This is a genomic window from Bradyrhizobium sp. USDA3516 (genome assembly GCF_057651995.1).
Window position 1 is genome coordinate 110,893 of sequence record NZ_JBYGYN010000012.1, and the last position, 21,000, is coordinate 131,892.

General features: G+C 65.1%; 19 protein-coding genes. 10 read left to right on the forward strand and 9 right to left on the reverse strand.

The window, feature by feature from the left end; translation table 11 throughout:
* Positions 1-120: 120 nt before the first annotated feature.
* Both AC24YW_RS31225 and AC24YW_RS31230 read right to left on the reverse strand, forming a co-directional pair.
* Complete coding sequence (locus AC24YW_RS31225) at positions 121-1,623, reverse strand: flavin-containing monooxygenase (protein ID WP_487486316.1); 1,503 nt, start codon at positions 1,621-1,623, stop codon at positions 121-123.
* 124 nt (positions 1,624-1,747) lie between these two features.
* Positions 1,748-2,503 carry a S1 family peptidase gene (locus tag AC24YW_RS31230; RefSeq protein ID WP_487486317.1) on the reverse strand — a complete coding sequence of 252 codons (756 nt, stop codon included), beginning with the start codon at positions 2,501-2,503 and terminating at the stop codon, positions 1,748-1,750.
* Between the two features lie 104 nt (positions 2,504-2,607).
* On the opposite strand from AC24YW_RS31230, the gene AC24YW_RS31235 reads away from it, so the two are divergent.
* On the forward strand, positions 2,608-3,243 hold the full coding sequence (locus AC24YW_RS31235; protein WP_487486318.1) for an HAD-IA family hydrolase: 636 nt from the start codon (positions 2,608-2,610) through the stop codon (positions 3,241-3,243).
* 116 nt (positions 3,244-3,359) lie between these two features.
* On the opposite strand, the gene mtnA is transcribed toward AC24YW_RS31235, so the two are convergent.
* From mtnA to AC24YW_RS31250, 3 genes are all read right to left on the reverse strand, one after another.
* Positions 3,360-4,466, reverse strand: a complete 1,107-nt coding sequence (gene mtnA, locus AC24YW_RS31240; RefSeq protein WP_487486319.1) for an S-methyl-5-thioribose-1-phosphate isomerase — start codon at positions 4,464-4,466, stop codon at positions 3,360-3,362.
* Between the two features lie 33 nt (positions 4,467-4,499).
* Complete coding sequence (locus AC24YW_RS31245; RefSeq protein WP_487486320.1) at positions 4,500-5,375, reverse strand: S-methyl-5'-thioadenosine phosphorylase; 876 nt, start codon at positions 5,373-5,375, stop codon at positions 4,500-4,502.
* 169 nt (positions 5,376-5,544) lie between these two features.
* The gene (locus tag AC24YW_RS31250; RefSeq protein ID WP_487486321.1) at positions 5,545-5,817 is read right to left on the reverse strand and encodes a phosphopantetheine-binding protein; all 273 of its coding nucleotides are present in this window, start codon (positions 5,815-5,817) and stop codon (positions 5,545-5,547) included.
* A 359-nt stretch (positions 5,818-6,176) separates the two neighbouring features.
* Between AC24YW_RS31250 and AC24YW_RS31255 the strand changes: the two genes are divergently transcribed.
* The 7 genes from AC24YW_RS31255 (at position 6,177) to AC24YW_RS31285 (ending at position 15,803) form a co-directional block, all read left to right on the forward strand.
* Positions 6,177-7,394 (forward strand): acyl-CoA dehydrogenase family protein, encoded by a 1,218-nt coding sequence (locus AC24YW_RS31255; protein WP_487486322.1) that lies wholly within the window; start codon positions 6,177-6,179, stop codon positions 7,392-7,394.
* A 72-nt stretch (positions 7,395-7,466) separates the two neighbouring features.
* Complete coding sequence (locus AC24YW_RS31260) at positions 7,467-8,447, forward strand: amino acid--[acyl-carrier-protein] ligase (RefSeq protein ID WP_487486323.1); 981 nt, start codon at positions 7,467-7,469, stop codon at positions 8,445-8,447.
* A gap of 95 nt (positions 8,448-8,542) precedes the next feature.
* On the forward strand, positions 8,543-9,418 hold the full coding sequence (locus AC24YW_RS31265) for an acyl-CoA acyltransferase (RefSeq protein ID WP_487486324.1): 876 nt from the start codon (positions 8,543-8,545) through the stop codon (positions 9,416-9,418).
* A gap of 190 nt (positions 9,419-9,608) precedes the next feature.
* On the forward strand, positions 9,609-12,476 hold the full coding sequence (locus AC24YW_RS31270; protein ID WP_487486325.1) for a PAS-domain containing protein: 2,868 nt from the start codon (positions 9,609-9,611) through the stop codon (positions 12,474-12,476).
* A 205-nt stretch (positions 12,477-12,681) separates the two neighbouring features.
* Complete coding sequence (locus tag AC24YW_RS31275) at positions 12,682-13,659, forward strand: tripartite tricarboxylate transporter substrate binding protein (protein WP_487486326.1); 978 nt, start codon at positions 12,682-12,684, stop codon at positions 13,657-13,659.
* 145 nt (positions 13,660-13,804) lie between these two features.
* Positions 13,805-14,290 (forward strand): tripartite tricarboxylate transporter TctB family protein, encoded by a 486-nt coding sequence (locus AC24YW_RS31280; protein WP_487486327.1) that lies wholly within the window; start codon positions 13,805-13,807, stop codon positions 14,288-14,290.
* Positions 14,291-14,294: 4 nt separating this feature from the next.
* On the forward strand, positions 14,295-15,803 hold the full coding sequence (locus AC24YW_RS31285; RefSeq protein WP_487486328.1) for a tripartite tricarboxylate transporter permease: 1,509 nt from the start codon (positions 14,295-14,297) through the stop codon (positions 15,801-15,803).
* A gap of 106 nt (positions 15,804-15,909) precedes the next feature.
* On the opposite strand, the gene AC24YW_RS31290 is transcribed toward AC24YW_RS31285, so the two are convergent.
* On the reverse strand, positions 15,910-17,601 hold the full coding sequence (locus AC24YW_RS31290; RefSeq protein ID WP_487486329.1) for an EAL domain-containing protein: 1,692 nt from the start codon (positions 17,599-17,601) through the stop codon (positions 15,910-15,912).
* 221 nt (positions 17,602-17,822) lie between these two features.
* On the opposite strand from AC24YW_RS31290, the gene AC24YW_RS31295 reads away from it, so the two are divergent.
* Positions 17,823-18,083 carry a hypothetical protein gene (locus AC24YW_RS31295; protein WP_487486330.1) on the forward strand — a complete coding sequence of 87 codons (261 nt, stop codon included), beginning with the start codon at positions 17,823-17,825 and terminating at the stop codon, positions 18,081-18,083.
* Positions 18,084-18,089: 6 nt separating this feature from the next.
* Here AC24YW_RS31295 and AC24YW_RS31300 read toward each other — a convergent pair whose 3' ends face one another.
* From AC24YW_RS31300 to mtgA, 3 genes are all read right to left on the reverse strand, one after another.
* The gene (locus tag AC24YW_RS31300) at positions 18,090-18,740 is read right to left on the reverse strand and encodes a hypothetical protein (protein ID WP_487486331.1); all 651 of its coding nucleotides are present in this window, start codon (positions 18,738-18,740) and stop codon (positions 18,090-18,092) included.
* Positions 18,741-18,880: 140 nt separating this feature from the next.
* A complete protein-coding gene (gene rpmF, locus AC24YW_RS31305) occupies positions 18,881-19,063 on the reverse strand; it encodes a 50S ribosomal protein L32 (RefSeq protein ID WP_007598106.1) in 183 nt (60 codons plus the stop codon).
* Between the two features lie 171 nt (positions 19,064-19,234).
* A complete protein-coding gene (mtgA, locus tag AC24YW_RS31310) occupies positions 19,235-19,909 on the reverse strand; it encodes a monofunctional biosynthetic peptidoglycan transglycosylase (protein WP_487486332.1) in 675 nt (224 codons plus the stop codon).
* Between the two features lie 160 nt (positions 19,910-20,069).
* Here mtgA and AC24YW_RS31315 point away from each other — a divergent pair, with 160 nt between their 5' ends.
* On the forward strand, positions 20,070-20,993 hold the full coding sequence (locus tag AC24YW_RS31315) for a polyprenyl synthetase family protein (RefSeq protein WP_487486333.1): 924 nt from the start codon (positions 20,070-20,072) through the stop codon (positions 20,991-20,993).
* Positions 20,994-21,000 lie beyond the last annotated feature (7 nt).

A 21,000-nucleotide genomic window follows, 5' to 3' on the forward strand; every position in this document is an offset into this window, starting at 1 on the left:
ACAAACTGCTCGGCGTCATGGCCGGGCCTGTCCCGGCCATCCACGTACCTTCTTGTCGTGACCAAGGCGTGGATGCCCGGGACAAGCCCGGGCATGACGAGTTCGCGGCAGCGGCTCGCCTCAACTATAGACAAACGCCTTGTCGTCGAGGTTCGTCTTCGGGATCTCGTCCTTCTCGGTCCAATAATCCTGGCTGTGCTGCCATTCCGGCTTGTCGCCGCGCTTGGGCAACAGGTTCATGTTGCGCATCATGTAGCCGGGGTTGAAGTTTTCCGGATCGATCCAGGGCAGGATCGGCATGTTGTGGTCCTCGGGCCGCAGCTTGACCTCGACCTTCTTGGCACCCTTCGCCTTCATGTGCCCGAGCAGCCGGCAGACGAAATCGGCGACCAGATCGACGCGCAGCGTCCAGCTGGCGCGGAAATAGCCGAACACCCAGACCATGTTGGGCACGCCCGTGAACATCATCCCGCGATAGGTGACGGTGTCGCCGAAGGCGAGCGGCTTGCCGTCGATCTCGAAGGCGATGTCGCCGAGCGCGGCAAGATTGAAGCCGGTCGCGGTGACGACGATATCGGCCTCGAGCAGCTTGCCGGACTTGAGCTGGATGCCGTTCTCGACGAAGCATTCGATCTCGTCGGTGACGACGGAGGCCTTGCCGCTGGCGATGCCCTTGAACAAATCGGCATCCGGCACGAAGGCGATGCGCTGCCGCCAGGGCCGGTATTTTGGCGTGAAGTGGGTCTCGACGTCGTAGTCGGGACCGAGGACGGCGCTGATCTGGCCGATCAGCTCCTTCTTGACCTGCTCTGGCTTGGACACGCAGAGCTTGGTGAAGGCATCCTGTTCGAACAGGATCTTGCGCCGCACGATCTCGTGGATCCAGGCTTCGTCGACCTGCAGCCGGCGCAGCTCTTCCGCGATCTCGATGGCGTTGCGGCCGAGGCGGAAATAGGTCGGCGAGCGCTGCAGCATGGTGACATGGGCGCACTTGTCGGTGATGTTCGGCACCAGCGTTGCCGCGGTCGCGCCCGAGCCGATCACCACCACCTTCTTGTTCGTGAGGTCGATATCGTCGGGCCAGGTCTGGGGATGGACGATACGGCCCTTGAAGCGGTCCATGCCCTTCCACTCCGGCGTGTAGCCTTCGGAATGGCGATAATAGCCCTGGCACATCCAGAGGAAGTTCGCGGTGAAGGTCCTGGGCTCGCCGGTGTCGGTCGTCACCGCGTCGATGGTCCAGAGATTCTGCTCGCTCGACCAGCTCGCGGAATTGATCTTGTGCTTGTAGCGGATGTGCCGCGCGATATCGTTGTCGTCGATCACCTCCTTCATATAGGAGAGGATCTCCTCGGCGGTCGCAATCGGCGGGCCGACCCAAGGCTTGAAGCTGTAGCCGAAGGTGTGGAGATCGCTGTCGGAGCGAATGCCGGGATAGCGATGTGTGCTCCAGGTGCCGCCGAATGTATCCTGCGTCTCCAGGATGACGTAGCTCGTGCCCGGAAGCTGCTTCTGGATGTGATAGGCGCTACCGATGCCGGAGATGCCGGCGCCGACGATCAGCACGTCGAAATGTTCAGAAGCCTGTTTGGCCGTGGCGTGACTGCGAACAGCGACATTCATTGTTGCTTTATGCCTTGCTTGTTTTTGTGGCCGTCCTTGACCGGACGGCGCGTTTCCTCCGCGACGGGCATGATCACCCGCAGCGCCTCCGCTTCAAAATGACATAGATCAAGTCGCGGTCAAATCACAGCGCACCCCAGCTCCGCGCGGTCTGCAAGATCCAGTCACGATAGAGCGTCAGCGGCGTCACGCCGGTCAAGCCGCCGCAACCAGCGGCGCCGTTCGGTCCTGTCGACCAGCTGATGAGACCGACGAGGACGGGACCGTTCGGCCTGTCCTCGAACACGGGGCCGCCGGAATCGCCGGTGCAGGCGCCAATTCCGACGCGAACACCGTTGGTTACGGGGTCGACCAGGCGGATCTGAAGCGTGCCGGGCTGGCCGGTTGCAACGAGGCCGGCAACGCGGGTCGTGCCGCCGCTCTTGCCGTCACCGCTAACGGTGACGCCGATGCCGGCGATGACGAAGCGGCTGCCGACCTGAATTGGAATCGTGGGCATGCCGACCGTCACCGCGGATTTTCCTTTCAGTGGAATTTCCAGTTGCAGCAGCGCCACGTCGGCGGTGGCACGATGCGCCTGCATCGCCTGCATGTTGAAGTTCGGATGGATCGCGACGGTGCGAACGTTCAGCAATTGCGGCTGGCCGTCGCCGCCGCGATCGACGACCTTGTAATCGGCGCCGGGCTGCACGCAATGGGCGACCGTCAACACCAGCCTCGGGGCGATCAGGCTGCCGGTGCAGAAATTGCCGCGCGAGCCGACGATGGTGACGACGGCGCGGGCGACGCCATCTGTCTGCGGCGTGCCGCCGCCGACGATGGCGTGAGCGGGCGTAGCGAGCTGCAGCGCAGCTGCGATGATGGCGGCAAGCTTCTTCATGGGAACACGGATCGGCATCGGTGAAGACGGGCGATTGCTTCGGACTGGCCCTTGCCGATAGCGCATGCTAGCCGTCTTGGAAAGCAATTGACGAGGGCAGGACATTGGCGATCGAGGCGGTGATCTTTGATTTTGGCGGCGTGCTGACGAGCTCGCCCTTCGAGGCGTTCACGCGGTTCGAGACCGAGCGCGGCCTGCCCGCCGATATCATCCGGCGCACCAACGCCGCCAATCATCTGGAAAACGCCTGGGCCAGGTTCGAGCGGGCCGAGGTCGACATCGAGACGTTCGACGCATTGTTCGCCGCCGAATCGCTCGCGCTCGGCGCGGAAGTGCGCGGCCGCGACGTGCTGCCGCTGCTGCAGGGCGATCTGCGCCCGGAAATGGTCGAGGCCCTGAAGCGCATCAAGGAGCAATTCAAGACCGGCTGCATCACCAACAATCTGCCGGCCAACGCCATCGGCAGCATGACGGGACGCTCCCTCTACATCGCCGAGGTCATGGTGCTGTTCGATCACGTCATCGAATCCGCCAAGATCGGTCTGCGCAAGCCGGATCCGCGCATCTACCAGATGATGGTCGAGACGCTGAAGGTCGATCCGAACAATTGCGTCTATCTCGACGACCTCGGCGTCAATTTGAAGCCGGCGCGTCAGATGGGCATGACCACGATCAAGGTGACGAGCGGGGCGCAGGCGATCGGGGAGCTGGAGAAGGCGACGGGTTTGAAGCTGGGGTAGGCAACTCGCCGTTGCGAGGTACGCTGCCGTAGGGTGGGCAAAGGGAAAGCGTGCCCACCTTCTTTCTCGATCGCCACAGATCGTGGGCACGCTACGCTTTGCCCACCCTACGAGACCTACTTCGCCGCGGCGGCAATCCGCTCCGGAAATGCCGCCGCCAGGGCGGCACGATCCGGCTTCAGCACGCCGCGCTCGGTGATGAGACCGGTGACGAGCCGCGCCGGCGTCACGTCGAAGGCGTAGTTCGCGACGGGGGAGCTCTCGGGCACGATCCGCACCGTCTCCAGCCGGCCGTCCGCAGTGCGGCCGGTCATGTCGGTGACCTCCACGCCGCTGCGCTGCTCGATCGGGATGTCGCGGATGCCGTCATGGACGGCGAAATCGATCGTCGGCGACGGCAGCGCGACGTAGAACGGCACACCGTTGTCATGCGCGGCGAGCGCCTTCAGGTAAGTGCCGATCTTGTTGCAGACGTCGCCATTGGCGGCGACGCGGTCGGTGCCGACGATTGCGAGATCGACCATGCCGTGCTGCATCAGGTGTCCGCCGGTATTGTCGGGGATCACCGTGTGCGGCACGCCGTGATGACCGAGCTCCCAGGCCGTAAGCGAGGCGCCCTGGTTGCGCGGACGGGTCTCGTCGACCCAGACATGGACCTTGATGCCGCGCTCGTGCGCGAGATAGATCGGCGCCGTCGCCGTGCCCCAATCGACGGTGGCGAGCCAGCCGGCGTTGCAATGGGTCAGCACGTTGACCACCTCGCCCGGCTTCTTCGCCGCGGTCGCCTCGATCAGCTTCAGGCCGTTGTCGGCAATGCCGCGGTTGATCTCGACGTCCTGCTCGGCGATCTCGTCGGCGCGCGCATAGGCCGCTTCCGCTCTTTCAACCGGATCGACCGGCGCGAGCGCCGCGCGCATCTCGTCCAGCGCCCATTTCAGATTGATCGCGGTCGGCCGCGCCACGACGAGGGTGTCATAGGCGCGTCGCAGCCCGGCGTCGGAAGCGTCCTCGCGCATCGCGAGCGCCATGCCGTAGGCGGCGGTGGCACCGATCAATGGCGCGCCGCGCACCAGCATGTCGCGGATAGCAACGGCCGCATCTTCACACGAGGTCAGCCGCGCAATGACGAATTCATGCGGCAGCCGGCGCTGATCGATCGCGCCGACCGACCAGCCGTCACGCTCGCGCCAGATGCTGCGGAAATGCTTGCCGTCGACCTTCATGGCGTTCTGCCTTTTCGTACCTTGTCTTGCGTCTCACGTCCGCAGGATGCGCCCGGCCACCGCGTCGAGCTTCTTCAGGAGCTCGGGATCGCGCGCCTCGGGCGCCGTGATCAGCGCGGTGTCGAGCGCACGGTCCGAACCGATCGGGCACGGCTCGTGCTCGCGCGGAAAATCCTTGGCCAGCCGCGCCACCAGCGCCTTCGCCTTGTCGGCGTTCGAATTCAGCACGCGGATGATGTCCTGCACGGTGACCGCATCGTGGTCGGGATGCCAGCAGTCGAAATCCGTCACCATCGCGACGGTGGCGTAACAGATCTCCGCCTCGCGCGCGAGCTTGGCTTCGGGCATGTTGGTCATGCCGATCACCGAATAGCCCAGCGTCTTGTAGGTCATGCTTTCCGCGTAAGTGGAGAATTGTGGCCCTTCCATGCAGACATAGGTTCCGCCGCGCGCGATCGCGATGCCTTCCGCTTCCGCGGCGGCCGCCAGATGGATGCGCAGCCGCGGCGAGACCGGGTGCGCCATCGACACATGCGCGACACAGCCGCGGCCGAAGAACGAGCTCTCTCGCTTATGGGTGCGGTCGACGAACTGATCGACGAGAACGAAGGTGCCCGGCGGCAGTTCCTCCCTGAAGGAGCCACACGCCGAGAGCGAGATCAGGTCGGTGACGCCGGCGCGCTTCAGCACGTCGATGTTGGCGCGATAATTGATGTCGGAGGGGGACAACCGATGCCCCTTGTCATGCCGCGGCAGGAACACGATCGGCAGGCCGGCGATGGAGCCGCGCCTTAAAGGAGCCGACGGCTCGCCCCAGGGACTCTTGATCACCTCTTCGCGCGCACCCTCGAGGCCGGGCAAGTCATAGATGCCCGAGCCGCCGATGATGCCCAATACCGCCTGCGTCATGCCTGCTCCACCCTGTCCGTCAAATTTGACATGGTTAAGCTATGCCAGTTTTGCGGCGGATTTGGAACGGGGGCGAAGGGATGATGCCGATGGTGTGAGGGGCGCGACGTGGGTGTCACACCGGCGTCGTTCCTGCGAACGCAAGGGACGACGATTGTGGGGTGTTGGCTTAAGCCGCGGTCGCCGGCTGGAGCTGCATCGCCACCATCCGCTCCAGGGTCTGCACGGACTGGAAATTCTCCGGCGTGATCTCGGACTGTGGAATGGTGAAGTCGAATTCGGCCTCGACGCCGAGCATGAGATTGACCATGTCCATCGAGGTCAGGCCGATATCGACCAGCTTGGCCGAAGGCGTAACGTCTGCGTCGAGCGAATTCTGCTCGAGAATGCTCTTCACCAGCTTGATGATGCGATTGCGAAAATCGGTATCGAAGGCCTGCATCGGGAAATTCCCATTTGTCTATCGGGGGCGGACCGGACTGCCGGCAACGATGGGTGCAGGCTGCCGGTCCTGCAATGGGCGGCACCTATACTTCGCGATTCTTAGTAAACGATGACTCAGATTGTCGGAAATCCAGGCTTCTTCCAGAGTCCTAACGCGATGCCGGAAAATCCGATGATGCGAACAACCGGACCTTAACTGTTCGTTCGGAATTCGGTTTTGTTTACCCTCTATTTCATCGACGAATTTGAATTAAATCCGTAGCCTCGTCTCACAAGCAAAGATGGCTGGAGGATCGCTTCAAGCGGCATCGCGAATGATGCCGGCGATCTCGAACGGCAAACCGGAGGCGGACGAGCATGAACGTGCGTGAAGCAGTCCTCACTGTCGACGAAATGCAGACGAGTTTTCTCGAGCAGGGTCCCTCCCTGATCGAGCGCGCCGCCCGGACCGCCGCAGCGGCAGCGGCCGACGCCGACGGGGTTGATCGCGACGCCCGCTTCCCGCACAAGGCCTTCGACGTCGCGCGTGAGCAGAAGCTGCTCGGCGTGATGGTTCCGGTCGAGTTCGGCGGCTTCGGTGCCTCGATCCATGACGTCACCGACATCTGCTACACGCTCGGACGCGCCTGCGCGTCCACGGCGATGATCTACGCGATGCACCAGACCAAGGTCGCCTGCGTCGTCAGGCACGGCCATGGCATTCCCTGGATGGAGACCATGATGCGCCGGGTCGCCCGCGACCAGTGGCTGCTCGCCTCCTCCACCACCGAAGGCCAGAACGGCGGCAACATCCGCGCCAGCGCGGCTGCGGTCGACCATGCCGGCGATACCGTCTCGCTGGTGCGCGACGCCACCGTGATCTCCTACGGCGCCGAAGCCGATGGCCTCGTCACCATCGCCCGCCGCGCCACCGACGCCGCCGCCTCCGACCAGGTGCTGCTGGCACTCGCCAAGGACGATTATTCGCTGAGGCGGACGCTGGGCTGGGAAACGCTCGGCATGCGCGGCACCTGCTCGACCGGGTTCGAGCTGAAGGTCGACTGCCCTGCCGACCGCGTCTTCCCGGAATCCTATGACAAGATCCACGCCCAGACCATGACGCCGTTCGCGCATCTGTGCTGGTCGTCGGCCTGGGCCGGCATCGCCGCTGCCGCGGTGACGCGCGCGCAGGCCTTCATCCGCAAGGCGGCCCGCGCGTCGGGCGGACAGATGCCCCCGGCCGCAGCGCACTTCACCGCCGCCAAGATGTCGCTGGCCAAGCTGCGCGCGCTGATATCAGCCAATATCGACGCTTTCTCCCGCGTCGAGCATGACGAGCGTGCGCTGGCCTCGCTCGACTTCCAGTCCTCGATCACGCTCTTGAAGGTGCAGGCCTCCGAGCTCGCGGTCGAGACCGTGATGCACGCGATGCGCACCGCGGGTCTTGCCGGCTACCGCAACGACGGCGACTTCACCATGGGCCGTCACCTCCGCGACGTGCTGTCGTCGCCGATCATGATCAACAACGACCGGATCCTGGCCAATGCCGCGACATCGACGTTGATGAGCGGCGTGCCGGCGAGCCTTCGCGACTGACATGCTTCGCGACTGACGTGCCTTGGCGACCGCTTCAACAAGAACAATTTTAAGATAGCAGGACATCGAACCATGAATATTGCCGTCCTCCCCGACTCGCCCACCACCGCGCCGCAGATGACCGATCCGCTCGATCATCTCGCCGACAAGCTGTTCCACCGCATGGGCGCCGATGGCGTCTATGCCCGCACCGCCCTCTATGAGGGCATCGTCGAGAAGCTCGCCGCGCTGATCACCGGTCATCGCGAGGCCGGCACCGAGGTGATGCGCTTCCCGCCGGTGATGAGCCGGGCGCAGCTGGAGAAGTCCGGCTATCTCAAGAGCTTTCCGAACCTGCTCGGCTGCGTCTGCGGCCTGCACGGCACCGAACGCGAGATCAACGCCGCGGTGAGCCGCTTCGATGCCGGCGGCGACTGGACGACTTCGCTGTCGCCGGCCGATCTCGTGTTGTCGCCGGCCGCCTGCTATCCGGTCTATCCGATCGCGGCGAGCCGCGGCCGGTTGCCGAAGGGCGGCCTGCGCTTCGACGTTGCCGCGGATTGCTTCCGCCGCGAGCCGTCGAAGCATCTCGACCGGCTGCAATCGTTCCGCATGCGCGAATATGTCTGCATCGGCAACCCCGACGACGTCGCCGATTTCCGCGAGCGCTGGATGGTCCGCGCGCAGAAGATCGCGACCGATCTCGGCCTGACCTTCCGCGTCGACTATGCCAGCGATCCGTTCTTCGGCCGCGTCGGCCAGATGAAAGCGGTGAGCCAGAAGCAGCAGCAGCTCAAGTTCGAGTTGCTGATCCCGCTGCGCTCGGAAGAGCAACCGACGGCGTGCATGAGCTTCAACTATCACCGCGAGCATTTCGGCACGACCTGGGGAATTCAGGACGCCGACGGCGAGCCGGCCCATACCGGCTGCGTAGCCTTCGGCATGGACCGTCTGGCGGTCGCCATGTTCCACACCCACGGCACCGATCTCTCCGCCTGGCCCGCCAAGGTGCGGGACGTCCTGGCCCTGCAGCCGCAAGTCGCGGCCGAGGCCCATGGCGAAGGTTGGCGTTAGAGCATGATCCGGAAAAGTGCGGAGCGGTTTTCCGAGAAGATCATGCTGAAACGATAGACACCACGAGGCCGACCATTTCCACGGGCAAGACGAGCGTGATCCATACCAAGGTCCGATGCCGCGAGATCACCGAGTCCGACGTCAATAAGATCGCGGACTTGCTGACGCGCGGTTTCGCCGGCCGTTCACGCGAATACTGGATCCAGGGCCTGCGCCGGCAGGCCTTCCGGGCCGTGCCGGAGGGCTATCCGCGCTTCGGCTACATGCTCGACGACGACGGCACGCCGGTCGGCGTGCTGCTCTTGATCTACACCGCACGCAAGGACGGCGAAGAGACCGCCATCCGATGCAATCTGTCGAGCTGGTATGTCGACCCGGCCTACCGCAACTACGCGCCGCTGCTGACCAAGATCGCCCAGCGGCACAAGCACGTCACTTACTTCAACATCAGCCCGGCGCCGTGGACCTGGCCGATCATCGAGACGCAGGGCTTTCGCGCCTATTGCCGCGGTATCTTCTTCTCCGTGCCTGCGCTGGCGCGCGTCCCGCGCTGGAGCGAGATCGAGGTCATTCCGCCGCACGCCAAGGAGATCAAGGGGCTCTCCGAGGCGGAGACCGAGATCTTGACGCGACATGCGCGCTACAATTGCCTTAGCCTCGTCTGCCGCACGCCGAAGGGAACCTTCCCCTTCATCCTGCAACCGGTGCGCATCCGCCGCGGCTTCATCGCACCGCCCGCAATGAAGCTGATCTATTGCCGGAGCACCGCAGAATTTGCCGAATGCGCCGGCCGCATCGGACGGCTGCTGCTGCGGCTCGGCAAGATCGCGGTGGCCGTCGACGCCAACGCCCCGGTTCCCGGCCTCGTCGGTATCTACACCGAGCGGCGCGGCCGGAAATACTTCAGGGGCCCGCACCGGCCACAGCTCGGCGACCTCACCGACACCGAGCTCGTGCTGTACGGGCCGTAATCCGGGCCCACAGCCAGCATCCAGCCTGAGGTTGGGCTTCATCATGCAGATCGCGACGCTCACATCTCTTCGTCGCCGGTCACCCTCCGTAAACTACGGCGCTTAAGGGAATTTTCCGGCCTCTTCGCTAGCCTCGGCGGCTGAATTAGGTTGCATCAAGTCTATTGCCGGCCGAGGCCCCGCCGACCCCATGACGTCGACCCGCGACAGCGAGCTTGGTACAGGGCGTGAACAGGGCCCAGGCGCCCTGGTCGCGCTGAGCCAGCTTGCGCTCGACCACATGGAGCAGGGCGTCTGCGTCTACGATGCCGACAACCGGATCGTGCTGACGAACCAGCGCTACCTGGCGCTGTTCGACATGTCGGCCGAGATCGTGCGGATCGGCACGAGCTACCGCGAGGTGCTCGCGCACAGCGCAAGCCGCGGCAATTTTCCGCACGACCAGCTCGACGCGTTGTATTCGACCCGGATGGCGCAGATCGCCGCGGGCAAGCCGTTCCGCACCGAGCAAAGGCTGGCGAACGGCCTCGTCATGTCGCTCGAGCTGAAGCCCCTCCCCGGCGGCGGCTGGATGACGATCTGCGACGACGTCACCCGCCTCGCCCGGCTCGAAGCGGAACTGCGCGTGCAGACCGAGCGCAGCCAGCACGCACTCGCCAACATGTCGCACGGACTGATCATGTACGACGTCGACAGCCGTGTCGTCGTCTGCAACGACCGGTTCCTGAAGCTCTACAATCTCGACCCCGAGATCGTGAAGCCGGGCGTCTCGCACTGCACGGTGATCGAGCACTGGATGTCGCGCGGTAACCTGCCGGGCATGTCGGGCGACGAATTCTACCAGAGCCGGCTGCAGGATGTGCGCAGCAGGAAGCCGAAGACGCTGCTGGTGATGCGCTACGACGGACGGATGGTGCAGGCGGTCTCACGCTTCCTGCCCGACGGCGGCTGGGTGACGGTGCACGAGGACGTCACGGAGCGGCTGCAATACGAGGAAACGCTGCGGCAGCAGAACTTCATCCTCGATGCGGCGCTGGAGAACATGGCGCACGGGCTCGCCTTCTTCGACAGCGACATGCGACTTCGGGTCTGCAACTCCACCTACCGCAAGATCTACCTGTTGTCGCCGGAGGAGACCCGCCCCGGCACCCACCTCGCCGAACTGATCGAGCGATCCATCGCGAACGGCGCGTTCTCCGCGGAATACAGCCCGCCGCAGATCCTCGAAGCCGCCCGCGCGCGGATCGGGAGCCGAGACTCCTCGCCGATGCGCCGGCGTATGTCGAATGACACCGTGATCTCGGTGCGCTATTGCGCGCTGGCCGAAGGCGGCTTCGTCGCCACCTATGAGGATATTACCGAGCGCGAGCGTGCGATCGAGGAGCTGAGCGAGCAGTACCGCCGGTTCGACGCGGCCCTGAACAACATGAGCCAGGGCCTGTGCATGCTCGACGCGAGCCTGCGCGTGATCGTCTGCAACCGCCGCTATATCGAGATGTATGGATTGTCGCCGGAGATCGTGAAGCCCGGCGTCTCGATGCGGGAGATCATGGAGCACAGCTGCGAGCTCGGCATCCATCCGAACATGACCGGCGCCAAGCTCTATGCCGACTATGTCGAGCGGCTGCGCGAGGGCGAGCACACGCTGCACCGCCATTTGAACGACGGCCGCATCATCAAGCTCAATCACAAGCGCATGGAGCACGGCGGCTGGGTCGTGACCTATGAGGACGTCACCGAACGCCACAAGGCCCAGGCCCGGGTGGCGCACATGGCGCGACACGATTCGCTCACCGACCTGCCCAACCGCACGCTGTTCCGCGAGAAGATGGGCGAGGGACTGAACCAGGTCGCGATCGCCGGCGGCGCCATGGCCGTGCTGTGCTTCGACCTCGACAATTTCAAGACCGTCAACGACCGCCTCGGCCACGCCGCCGGCGATCGCCTGCTGCGCTGGGTCGCGGCGCGTCTCAAGGAGAACGTCGGCGAGCACGACACCGTGGCGCGGCTTGGCGGCGACGAGTTCGCCGTGCTCCAGCGCGGGCCGCAGCCGCAATCGGCCGAGGCGCTCGCCCGCCGCCTGGTCGAGATCATCGGTCATCCGCCGCCGCTGGAAAGCCAGTCGATCCATGTCGGCGTCTCGGTCGGCATCGCCATCGCGCCCGACCACGGACTTGATGCCGATGAGCTGATGAAATGCGCCGACCTCGCGCTGTACCAGGCCAAGGCCAAGGGGCGCGGAGCCTATCAGCTGTTCGAGCCCGAGATGGAGAAGCAGGCGCGCAGCCGGCACGCGCTGGAGCAGGATCTGGCCGGCGCGCTCGAAGGGCGGGAATTCCACCTGGTGTTCCAGCCGCAGTTGCGGCTCGATTCCTCCGAGCTCACCGGCTTCGAGGCATTGCTGCGCTGGAAGCATCCCTCGCGCGGCTTCGTCTCTCCGGCCGAGTTCATCCCGATTGCGGAGGAAAACGGGCTGATCGTTCCGATCGGCGAATGGGTGCTGCGCACGGCCTGCGCGACGGCCGCGTCCTGGCCCGGCGTCACCGTCGCGGTGAACCTGTCTCCGGTGCAGTTCCGCTCCCGCGGGCTGGTGGCGATGGTCACGAGCGCGCTTGCGGAAGCCGGCCTGCCGCCGCAGCGGCTCGAGCTCGAGGTCACCGAGACGGCGCTGCTCGACGACAGCAAGGCGACCATCGACATCCTGCACCAGCTCCGCGCGCTCGGGGTGCGCGTCAGCCTCGACGATTTCGGCGTCGGCTATTCCTCGCTGAGCTACCTGCGCAAGTTTCCGTTCGACCGCATCAAGATCGACCGCTCCTTCGTCGGCACGCTCGGCGAAAGCCCGGAGAGCGTTGCCATCGTCAGAACGATTGCAAGCCTCGGTTCCGTGCTCGGGGTCGAGACCACGGCCGAGGGCGTGGAAACCGAGGAACAGCTCGACTTCGTCCGCCAATGTGGCTGCACCGCGGTGCAAGGCTATTATTTCGGCAAGCCGTGTCTCGCCTCGGAAGTCGGCCGCACCATCGAGACGCTGAACATGGTTCGGCGCGTGGCCTGAGCCGCTCTCGGCCCCTGAAATTCCGCCTCTCGGCACGCGGCCAACGGCGAATTGTCACATATGTCGGCTCTGCCGGCGTCGCCTGACCGACGGCCGCGCGCCGATGCGCGCAATGCGCTTTTCTTCTCCGTCAAATTCAGGAACAATCGCCTCACAAGAACGAGATACGGCGCCCCCAGAGAGGCCGCCGCGAGGGAGGCTTTCGATGTCGGGATACGGGCTGAAGACGATTGCATTTGCCGCGATGCACGCCGTGCTGGGCGCATTGCTCTCCACGGCCGCCACTGCGCAGGACTACCCGACGAAGCCGATCACGTTGATCGTGCCTTGGCCGGCCGGCGGATCGACCGATATCTCGATGCGCGCGATCGCCGAAAGCGCCTCGAAGGTGCTGGGGCAGCCGATCGTGATCGACAACAAGGCCGGCGGCGGCGGCACGGTCGGACCGGCGACGATGGCGGCGGCGGCGAAGCCGGACGGCTATACCATCTCGCAGATCCCGATCACCGTGTTTCGCCTGCCGCTGATGCAGGAGGTGTCGTGGGATCCGGCAAAGGATTTCACCTATATCGTCCATCTCACCGGCTACACGTTCGGCGTGACGACCAGCGCGGAATCGCAGTTCAAGAGCTGGAAGGACGTGGTGGAGTTCGCAAAGGCGAATCCGGGCAAGGTGACCTATGCCACGCCCGGCGCCGGCACCTCGCTGCATATCGGCATGGAGCAGATCGCCGGGATGTCCGGCATCAAGCTGACCCAGGTCCCTTTCAAGGGCGGGGCGGAGACCAATGCCGCCGTGCTGGGGCAGCACACCATGCTACAGGCTGATTCCACGGGATGGCGGCCGCTGGTCGACGCCGGCAAGCTGCGGCTCCTGATGGTGTGGACCGGCGCACGGTCGCCGAACTATCCCGACGTACCGACGCTGAAGGAGCTCGGCTATCCCATGGTCTATGATTCCCCGTTCGGCATCGCCGGCCCGAAAGGAATGGATCCCAAGATCGTCGCCAAGCTGCACGATGCCTTCAAGAAGGCGGTCGAGGATCCCGCGGTGATCGCTACGCTCGCGAAATACGACATGGTGCCGAACTACAAGAACACCGAGGACTACAAGAAGTTCATCGTCGAGGTCACGGCATCCGAGCGCAAGGTGATCGAGACGCTCGGGCTCGCGAAGAAATAAGGCCACTAGAGTGTCCCGGACGCGGTGCAGCGCTTCTTGAGCGATGCACCGCAGAGCCGGCACCCATTTTCCGTCCACACTCATGGGCCCCGGTTCTGCAGCGCATCTGTCCCTGATGCGCTGCGTCCGGGGCACGAGAAGTGCCATGAACAATGACACCAACGTCAAGCTCCGCCTCAGCAACTCCGAACTCTGGGGCGGGCTGATCGGACTTGCACTCGGCGGCTTCGTGGTCTGGTCGGGCTTGAGGCTCAAGCTCGGCACCATCAACGATCCCGGCTCCGGCTATGTGCTGTTCTACACGGGCATCCTGATGTGCGTGTTTGCAGGCGCCATCATCGTCTCCGCGATCACCGAGGGCGGGCCGACGCTGGCCTCGCGCTGGGAGAACGTGCGCTGGAGCAAGCCGCTCGTCCTCATCGCCTGCCTCACGGCATTCGCCTTCGCGCTGGAGCCGCTGGGATTCCTGCTGTCGTCGATCCCGCTGATGCTGCTGCTGTTGCGGCTGATCGATCCGGTGCGCTGGACGCTGGCGATTCCGATCGCGGTGCTGGTGCCATGGGGCATGTGGTGGGTGCTCAAGCGGCTGCTGTTGATCCAGTTGCCGTCCGGCCTGTTCGGGATCGGTTGACCCCATGGATACGCTTATCAACGTGGCACATGGATTCGGCGTCGCGCTGCTGCCGATCAACCTGCTCTATTGCTTCATCGGCGTCTTCATCGGCACGCTGGTCGGCGTGCTGCCCGGCATCGGCCCGATCTCGGCGATGTCGCTGCTGCTGCCGGTGACGCTGTCGGGCACGCCGGAATCGGGCATCATCATGATGGCCGGCATCTATTACGGCTCGATGTATGGGGGCTCGACCACCTCGATCCTGGTCAACATCCCCGGCGAGGCCGCCTCGGTCGTGACTTGCATCGACGGCCACCAGATGGCGAAGCAGGGCCGCGCGGGCCCCGCGCTCGGCATCGCCGCATTCGGCTCCTTCGCGGCCGGAACCTTTGCGCTGGTGGCCTTGATGCTGGTGGCACCGAAGCTTGCCAGCCTCGCCATTGCCTTCGGCCCGGCCGAGTATTTCAGCCTGATGGTGCTCGGCCTCGTCGTGCTCACCTTCCTGACCCAGGGCTCGATGCCGAAGGCATTGCTGATGGCGTGCATCGGCGTCGTGCTCGGGCTGGTCGGGCTCGACAGCATCACCGCGCAGCCGCGGCTGACCTTCGGCCGCATGGAGCTGATCGACGGCATCGGCCTCGTGCCCGTGGTGATGGGCCTGTTCGGCGTCGCCGAGGTGCTGCTCAACACCGAGCAGGCGATCAAGCGCGACGTCATCAACACCAGGATCACGCATCTCCTGCCCAGCAAGGAGGATTGGAAGGCGAGCGCAGGTCCGGTCGGCCGCGGCACGATCCTCGGCTTTTTCCTCGGCATCCTGCCGGGCGGCGGCGCGGTGATCTCGTCATTCGCGTCCTACGCGCTTGAGAAGCGGCTGTCGAAGACCCCTGAAAGGTTCGGCCACGGCGCGATCGAGGGCGTCGCCGGGCCGGAATCGGCGAACAACGCCGCGGCGGGCGGCGCCTTCATTCCGCTGATGACGCTCGGCATCCCGCCGAACGTGGTGATGGCGCTGCTGCTCGGAGCCTTCGTCATTCACGGCCTGCAGCCGGGCCCGCTGCTGATCACGCAGAACCCCGGCCTGTTCTGGGGCATCGTCGCCAGCATGTATATCGGCAACGTCATGCTGCTGATCCTGAACCTGCCGATGATCGGCATGTGGGTGCAGCTGCTCAAGCTGCCCTACAACATCCTGTTCCCCTTGATCATCCTGTTCACGATCCTCGGCGTCTACTGCTCGAGCAACAACGTGTTCGACGTCTATGTGATGATCGCGTTCGGCATCATCGGCTATTTCATGCGCAAGCTCGGCTACGAGCCGGCACCTTTGGTGCTGGCCTTCGTGCTGGGACCGATGATGGAGAACAATCTGCGCAAGTCACTGATCCTGTCGCAGGGCGATCTCTGGACCTTCGTGCAGCGGCCGATCTCGGGCGCGTGCCTTGCGCTGGCCCTGGTGCTGCTGATCGCGCCGCTGCTGCCGTCGCTGCGCAAGAAGCGCGAGCTGGTGGCGCTGGACGAGGGGGCCTAGGGGGATTCCGTAGGGTGGGCAAAGCGAAGCGTGCCCACGTCTTTCTCGAATTCGGAAAAGAATGGTGGGCACGGCGCAAGTGCGCCTTTGCCCACCCTACGGCTTCTCAGCTTGCCGCAGGCAATGCATCCGGCGGAGCGCCCCACGGCCGCTCCGCCGAGGCCAGCCCGATCAGGCGGCCCTGGATGTAGTCGCAGCCCCAGTCGCGCAGCATGTTTGCGGCTTCGTTGTCCTGCACCCATTCGGCGACGGTCTTGATGTCGAGGCGGCGGGCGAGGTCGATCAAGGTCTGCACGAAGGCGCGGTCGTCGGCGGAATGGGTGATGTTCTGCACGAAGGCGCCGTCGATCTTGACGATGTCCACGCCGAGCTTGCGCAGATTGCGGAACGAGGTGTAGCCGGCGCCGAAATCGTCGATGGCGATGCGGCTGCCGAAATGCTTGAGGCGGCTGACGAAGGCGCGGACGTCGTCGATGTCCTGGATCGCGACCGTCTCGGTGATCTCGACGATCAACCGCTCGGCAACGCCGGGATGGGCCAGCATCAGCGATTCGATCCCCGCCCACCAGTCCGGATCCATGGTCGTATCCGGCGAGATGTTGAGGCTGAGACAGACATCAGGCGCGGCCGCGAGCTCGGCGACCACGAGCTCGAGCACGCGGTGATCGACCAGGCGGATCAGGCCGAGCCGTTCGGCCACCGGCACGATGTCGGGCGCGAGCAGCACCTGGCCGTCGCCCTGGTCCATCCGCACCAGGCATTCATGGAATGCGCGCTCGCGCGAGACAGCCGAGACCACGGGTTCATAGGCGAGCCTGATGCGGCGCTCGTTGAGCGCGGTGACGATCTCGTCGGTGACGCGGATGTTGACGCGGCGCTGTGCGTCGCGTGCGGCATCCGGACGCCAGGCCGCGAACGAGCCGGAGCGGCGGCGCTTGGCGGCGTCCAGCGTCTCGTGGGCGCGATTGACGGCCTCGTCGGTGTTGCGGGCGTAGCGCGGCAGGCTGACCGCGCCGATCGAGGCGGTGACCGAGACCGGACCGGATTTGGTCGGCACCACCTCGTCTCGGATGCCGGCGAGGAAGCGCTCGGCGGCCACGTTCATGTCGTCGACGGTGCAGTTCTTCAGGATCAGGCCGAACTTGTTGCCGGAGAAGCGCCCGAGCACGTCGCCACCGCGCAGGCGCGCGCGAATGCGCTTGGCGACGTCGAGGATCACGGCGTCGGCGACGTCGAAGCCGAAGGCATCGTTGACGCGGGCGAGATGATCGATGCCGACCAGCATGAAGGCGGCGGTCGAGCGGAAGCGCGTCGTCTCCTCGATCGCCTCGGCCAGCGCCGCGATCAGATGCGAGCGGTTGAGCTCGCCGGTCAGCGGATCGAGCCGGGCCAGCCTGCTCAATTCCTCGTCGCGGGCGTGGCGCTCATTGTTGATGCGGACGGAGCCGATCGCTCGCGTGGGACGGCCGTCGGGACCTGCGAACCAGCGGCCGGTCTCCTCGATCCAGATCACGGGATCGGAGGCGCTCATGCGCACGCCGTATTCGATCCGGTAAGGGGTGCCGTCGGCGCCGTGCACCGGGGACGTCAGTGCCAGCGCCGCCGTCCGCAGCGTTTGCGCGGGCTCGATCAGCTTGGCGAATTCGGCGCCGGTCGAAAGCCGCTCGGCGGGAATGCCGGGGAAGACGGCGCCGACCTGCTCGCCCCAGACGATGGCATCGCTGGCGATGTCCCAGGCGAACACGGCCTGACCGAGCGCGGCCAGGATGTCGGAGGCTTGCGGCAATCCAGGGGTCAAAGTCGCCTCGTTTCGGGACAGTGGAGAAGTCCTGAGCCGGCACAGGATAGAGCCAGATTCGCTGCCGAACCTAGGCAAAGTTGATAAACAATTTGGAAACCACGTTTCCGAAGGCGTAGGAACCAAGCCGGCTCGGCCGGCATAGGCCTTGCGAGTACAGGACTCGCACCGGCGCCTGCGTCCCGAAACGCGACAATCTCGCCGGATCAACGGTGATTGCGATGTTGGGTACTGATCGATCGGACGCGGCGGACAACGGCACAGGCACGGCCCTGGTGCCGCTGATGCCGACGTTGCAGTGGGTCCGCAAGGCGGCGCTGCCGCGCCCCGATCCCAGCTTCATCACCCAATTGATCGCCAATGCCGAGCAGCTGCCGCAGACGAGCCGGCTCCGCCGCGCCTCCTCCGAGGATGCGCTGATGGCCTATGGCAGCAAGCGCCCGCTCGAAACCGTCAGCGCGCGCACGCGTCAGGTGGCTTGAGGCCAGTCAGCGCGGCGGCGTGTCGGAAGACGGCGTGCCGTTGCCCGGCTGCAGCTGCGGCGAGGCAATTTCCGGCGAAGGCGCGCCCTGCACGGGCTTGGGCGCCGGATGATCCATCAGCACGGATTCGGCGACGGACTGCGCGGTAGGCGCGGGCGGTGCCGCCGGCTCCGGCTGCGGCGCAACCACCGGCTCGAACTTGCGCTCGGACTCCACATCCTCCGCCGGCGCTTCGGCCCTGCGCTTGGCCTTGCGCGGCGCCGGCACCGTCGTCTCGGCGACATAGGTGACGCGGCGGCGCGTACGCTGGGCGATGCCGGCGAAAAAGTCGGCCATCGCCAGCAGCACCAGCAGGAAGAAGGTGGAGTTGCCGAATTTGGGCCACATCACGAATTCGGCGGCGGCCGCGCCGAAGATGATCAGCGACAGCAAATGATCCATCAGGAATTTCGAGCCCGGCCGCGCGCCCTTGACCACTTCGAGCAGCAGCAGCATGACGCCGAGCGCGAGCAGGAGATCGGCGAGCGTGACCGGCCAGGTCTCGCCCGTGATCATCGGCACCTTGAACAGCACGTCCGTGAAGGACACGCTGGGCATCAGGAAAGCGATGATGTTGTAGACCGCGAGCGGAATCAGAAGCAGCGGGAAACCGACCATCGGCTTGATGCTTTCTCGATCAAGATATCCGGGCAGAACAATGCAGCGGCGAAGCATCCGCTCCGCCGCCGTCACCGTCTATCTCATGGGTTGGCCGAAATCGGGCGGGTCCGATCTCCCGCCCGAGAAAGATCCTGGCTTCAGGACTCTTTCTTCTTCAGGACCTGACGGCCCTTGTACATGCCGGTCTTGAGGTCGAGATGGTGCGGACGACGGAGCTCGCCGGAGTCCTTGTCTTCCACATAGGTCGGCTTCTTGATGGCGTCCGCCGAGCGGCGCATGCCACGGCGCGACGGCGAGGTTTTTCTTCTCGGAACGGCCATTTCAGTATCCTCTAGGGATTGGTGTCATCAGGGCATCGTCCGCGAAGGGACGGCTCAGCACCCGCAAATAACGAGGCGAGCTGAATGCCGATCAAGGCCGCGCTTATAGAGGAAGGCTGGCCGTAAAGCTAGGCTCTTGGGCCGGAAAATGCACCCGGAACGGGCCAAAAATCAGTGATTTTCGCGCCAACAGGTCATGAGCGAGCTCGCCTGCGCCCGCGCCATATAGGTGGCTGCCAGCCGCCGGACGCCCGGTCCCGGGGTCCGGGCGCTGCGTTTGACCGGATTCGGCAGGATCGAGGCCAGAAGCGCCGCCTCGCGCGGTGAAAGGCTTTCGGCCGATTTGCCGAAGGCGTAGGCGCTGGCCGCCTCGACCCCGAACTGCCCCTGGGGCCCGAGCTCGGCGATGTTGAGGTAGATTTCGAGAATCCGCTGCTTGGGCAGGACGAGGTCGATCCAGAGCGCCAGCGGGAATTCGAGCGCCTTGCGGACGACATCGCGCCCCTGCCACAGGAACAGGTTCTTCGCGACCTGCTGGGTGATGGTGGAGGCGCCCCGAAAGGCGGTGCCGTCCTCCCTGGCGTCGTCGATCGCCTCGCGCAGCGCCCCCCAATCGATGCCGTGATGCTTGCAGAAATGGGCATCCTCGGCCGCCACCACCGCGCGCGGCAGAGAGGGCGACATATCGGCGAGATCGATCCACTCCCGCTGCATCGGCGCGCCCCGCAGGCTGCGCCAGGCCATCAGCGTCGAAACAGGGTGGCCGGTGCGGTAGAACGGCGCGATCACATAGGGCGCGAGGACCACGACCGCGAGCACCACCAGCAGGATTTTGACGATGCGCAAATTGACCTTTCCGGTGCAAACTTAAGAGCGGCCACGGGCTGGAGCATTAAGTCTGTGATAATTCGGGCCTTTTCCAGCACTTTTTAGGCCTTCCAAACGATTGACTGGGGCGGGCGCATAAAGGATTGTCCGCCGAATTTTAGTTCTGGAGCCCCTCTTGATGACCGGCACGTCCCCGTCCGATTTCGCCAAACGTCTGGACAAGACCGCTGATGACACCGAAGCCCTGCTCGCTTGCCTGCTGTCGGACGACATCCTGCACGACGAAATCGCCCGGCCCAAGCGACTGATGGACGCAATGCGCTATTCGAGCCTGAACGGCGGCAAGCGCCTGCGGCCGTTCCTGGTGGTCGAGAGCGCCGCCGTGTTCGGCGTGCCGCGCGAGGCGGCCCTGCTGGTAGGCGCCGCGCTCGAATGCATCCATTGCTATTCGCTGATCCACGACGACCTGCCGGCGATGGACAATTCGGACCTGCGCCGTGGCCGCCCCACCCTGCACAAGCAGACCGATGACGCCACCGCGATCCTCGCCGGCGACGGCCTCCTGACGCTCGCCTTCGACATCATCACCCGCGACGAGGTCCATCGCGACGCCAATGTGCGGCTGCTCTTGACGCGTGCGCTGGCGCGCTGCGCCGGCATCGGTGGCATGGTCGGCGGCCAGATCCTCGATCTCGCCGGCGAAGGCCGCTTTGGCGGCAACGAGCCGATCGACGTCGCCCGTATCCAGCAGATGAAGACCGGCGCGCTCCTGCGCTACGGCTGCATTGCCGGCGCAATCCTCGGCCAGGCCTCGAAGGCGGAATATCAGGCGCTCGACGATTACGGCCGCGCGCTCGGCGAAGCCTTCCAGATCGCCGACGATCTGCTCGACGTCGAGGGCGATGCGGCCGCGCTCGGCAAGCCGGCGGGTGCCGATGCCGCGCTCGGCAAGACCACCTTCGTCACCCAGCTTGGGATCGAAGGCGCCAAGCAGCGCGTGCGTGACCTGCTCGCGCGCGCCGACAGCGCCGTCTCGATCTTCGGCGACCGCGCCGCCGTGCTGCAGGCCGCCGCACGTTTCGTGGCCGAGCGGAGAAACTGACCTTAGG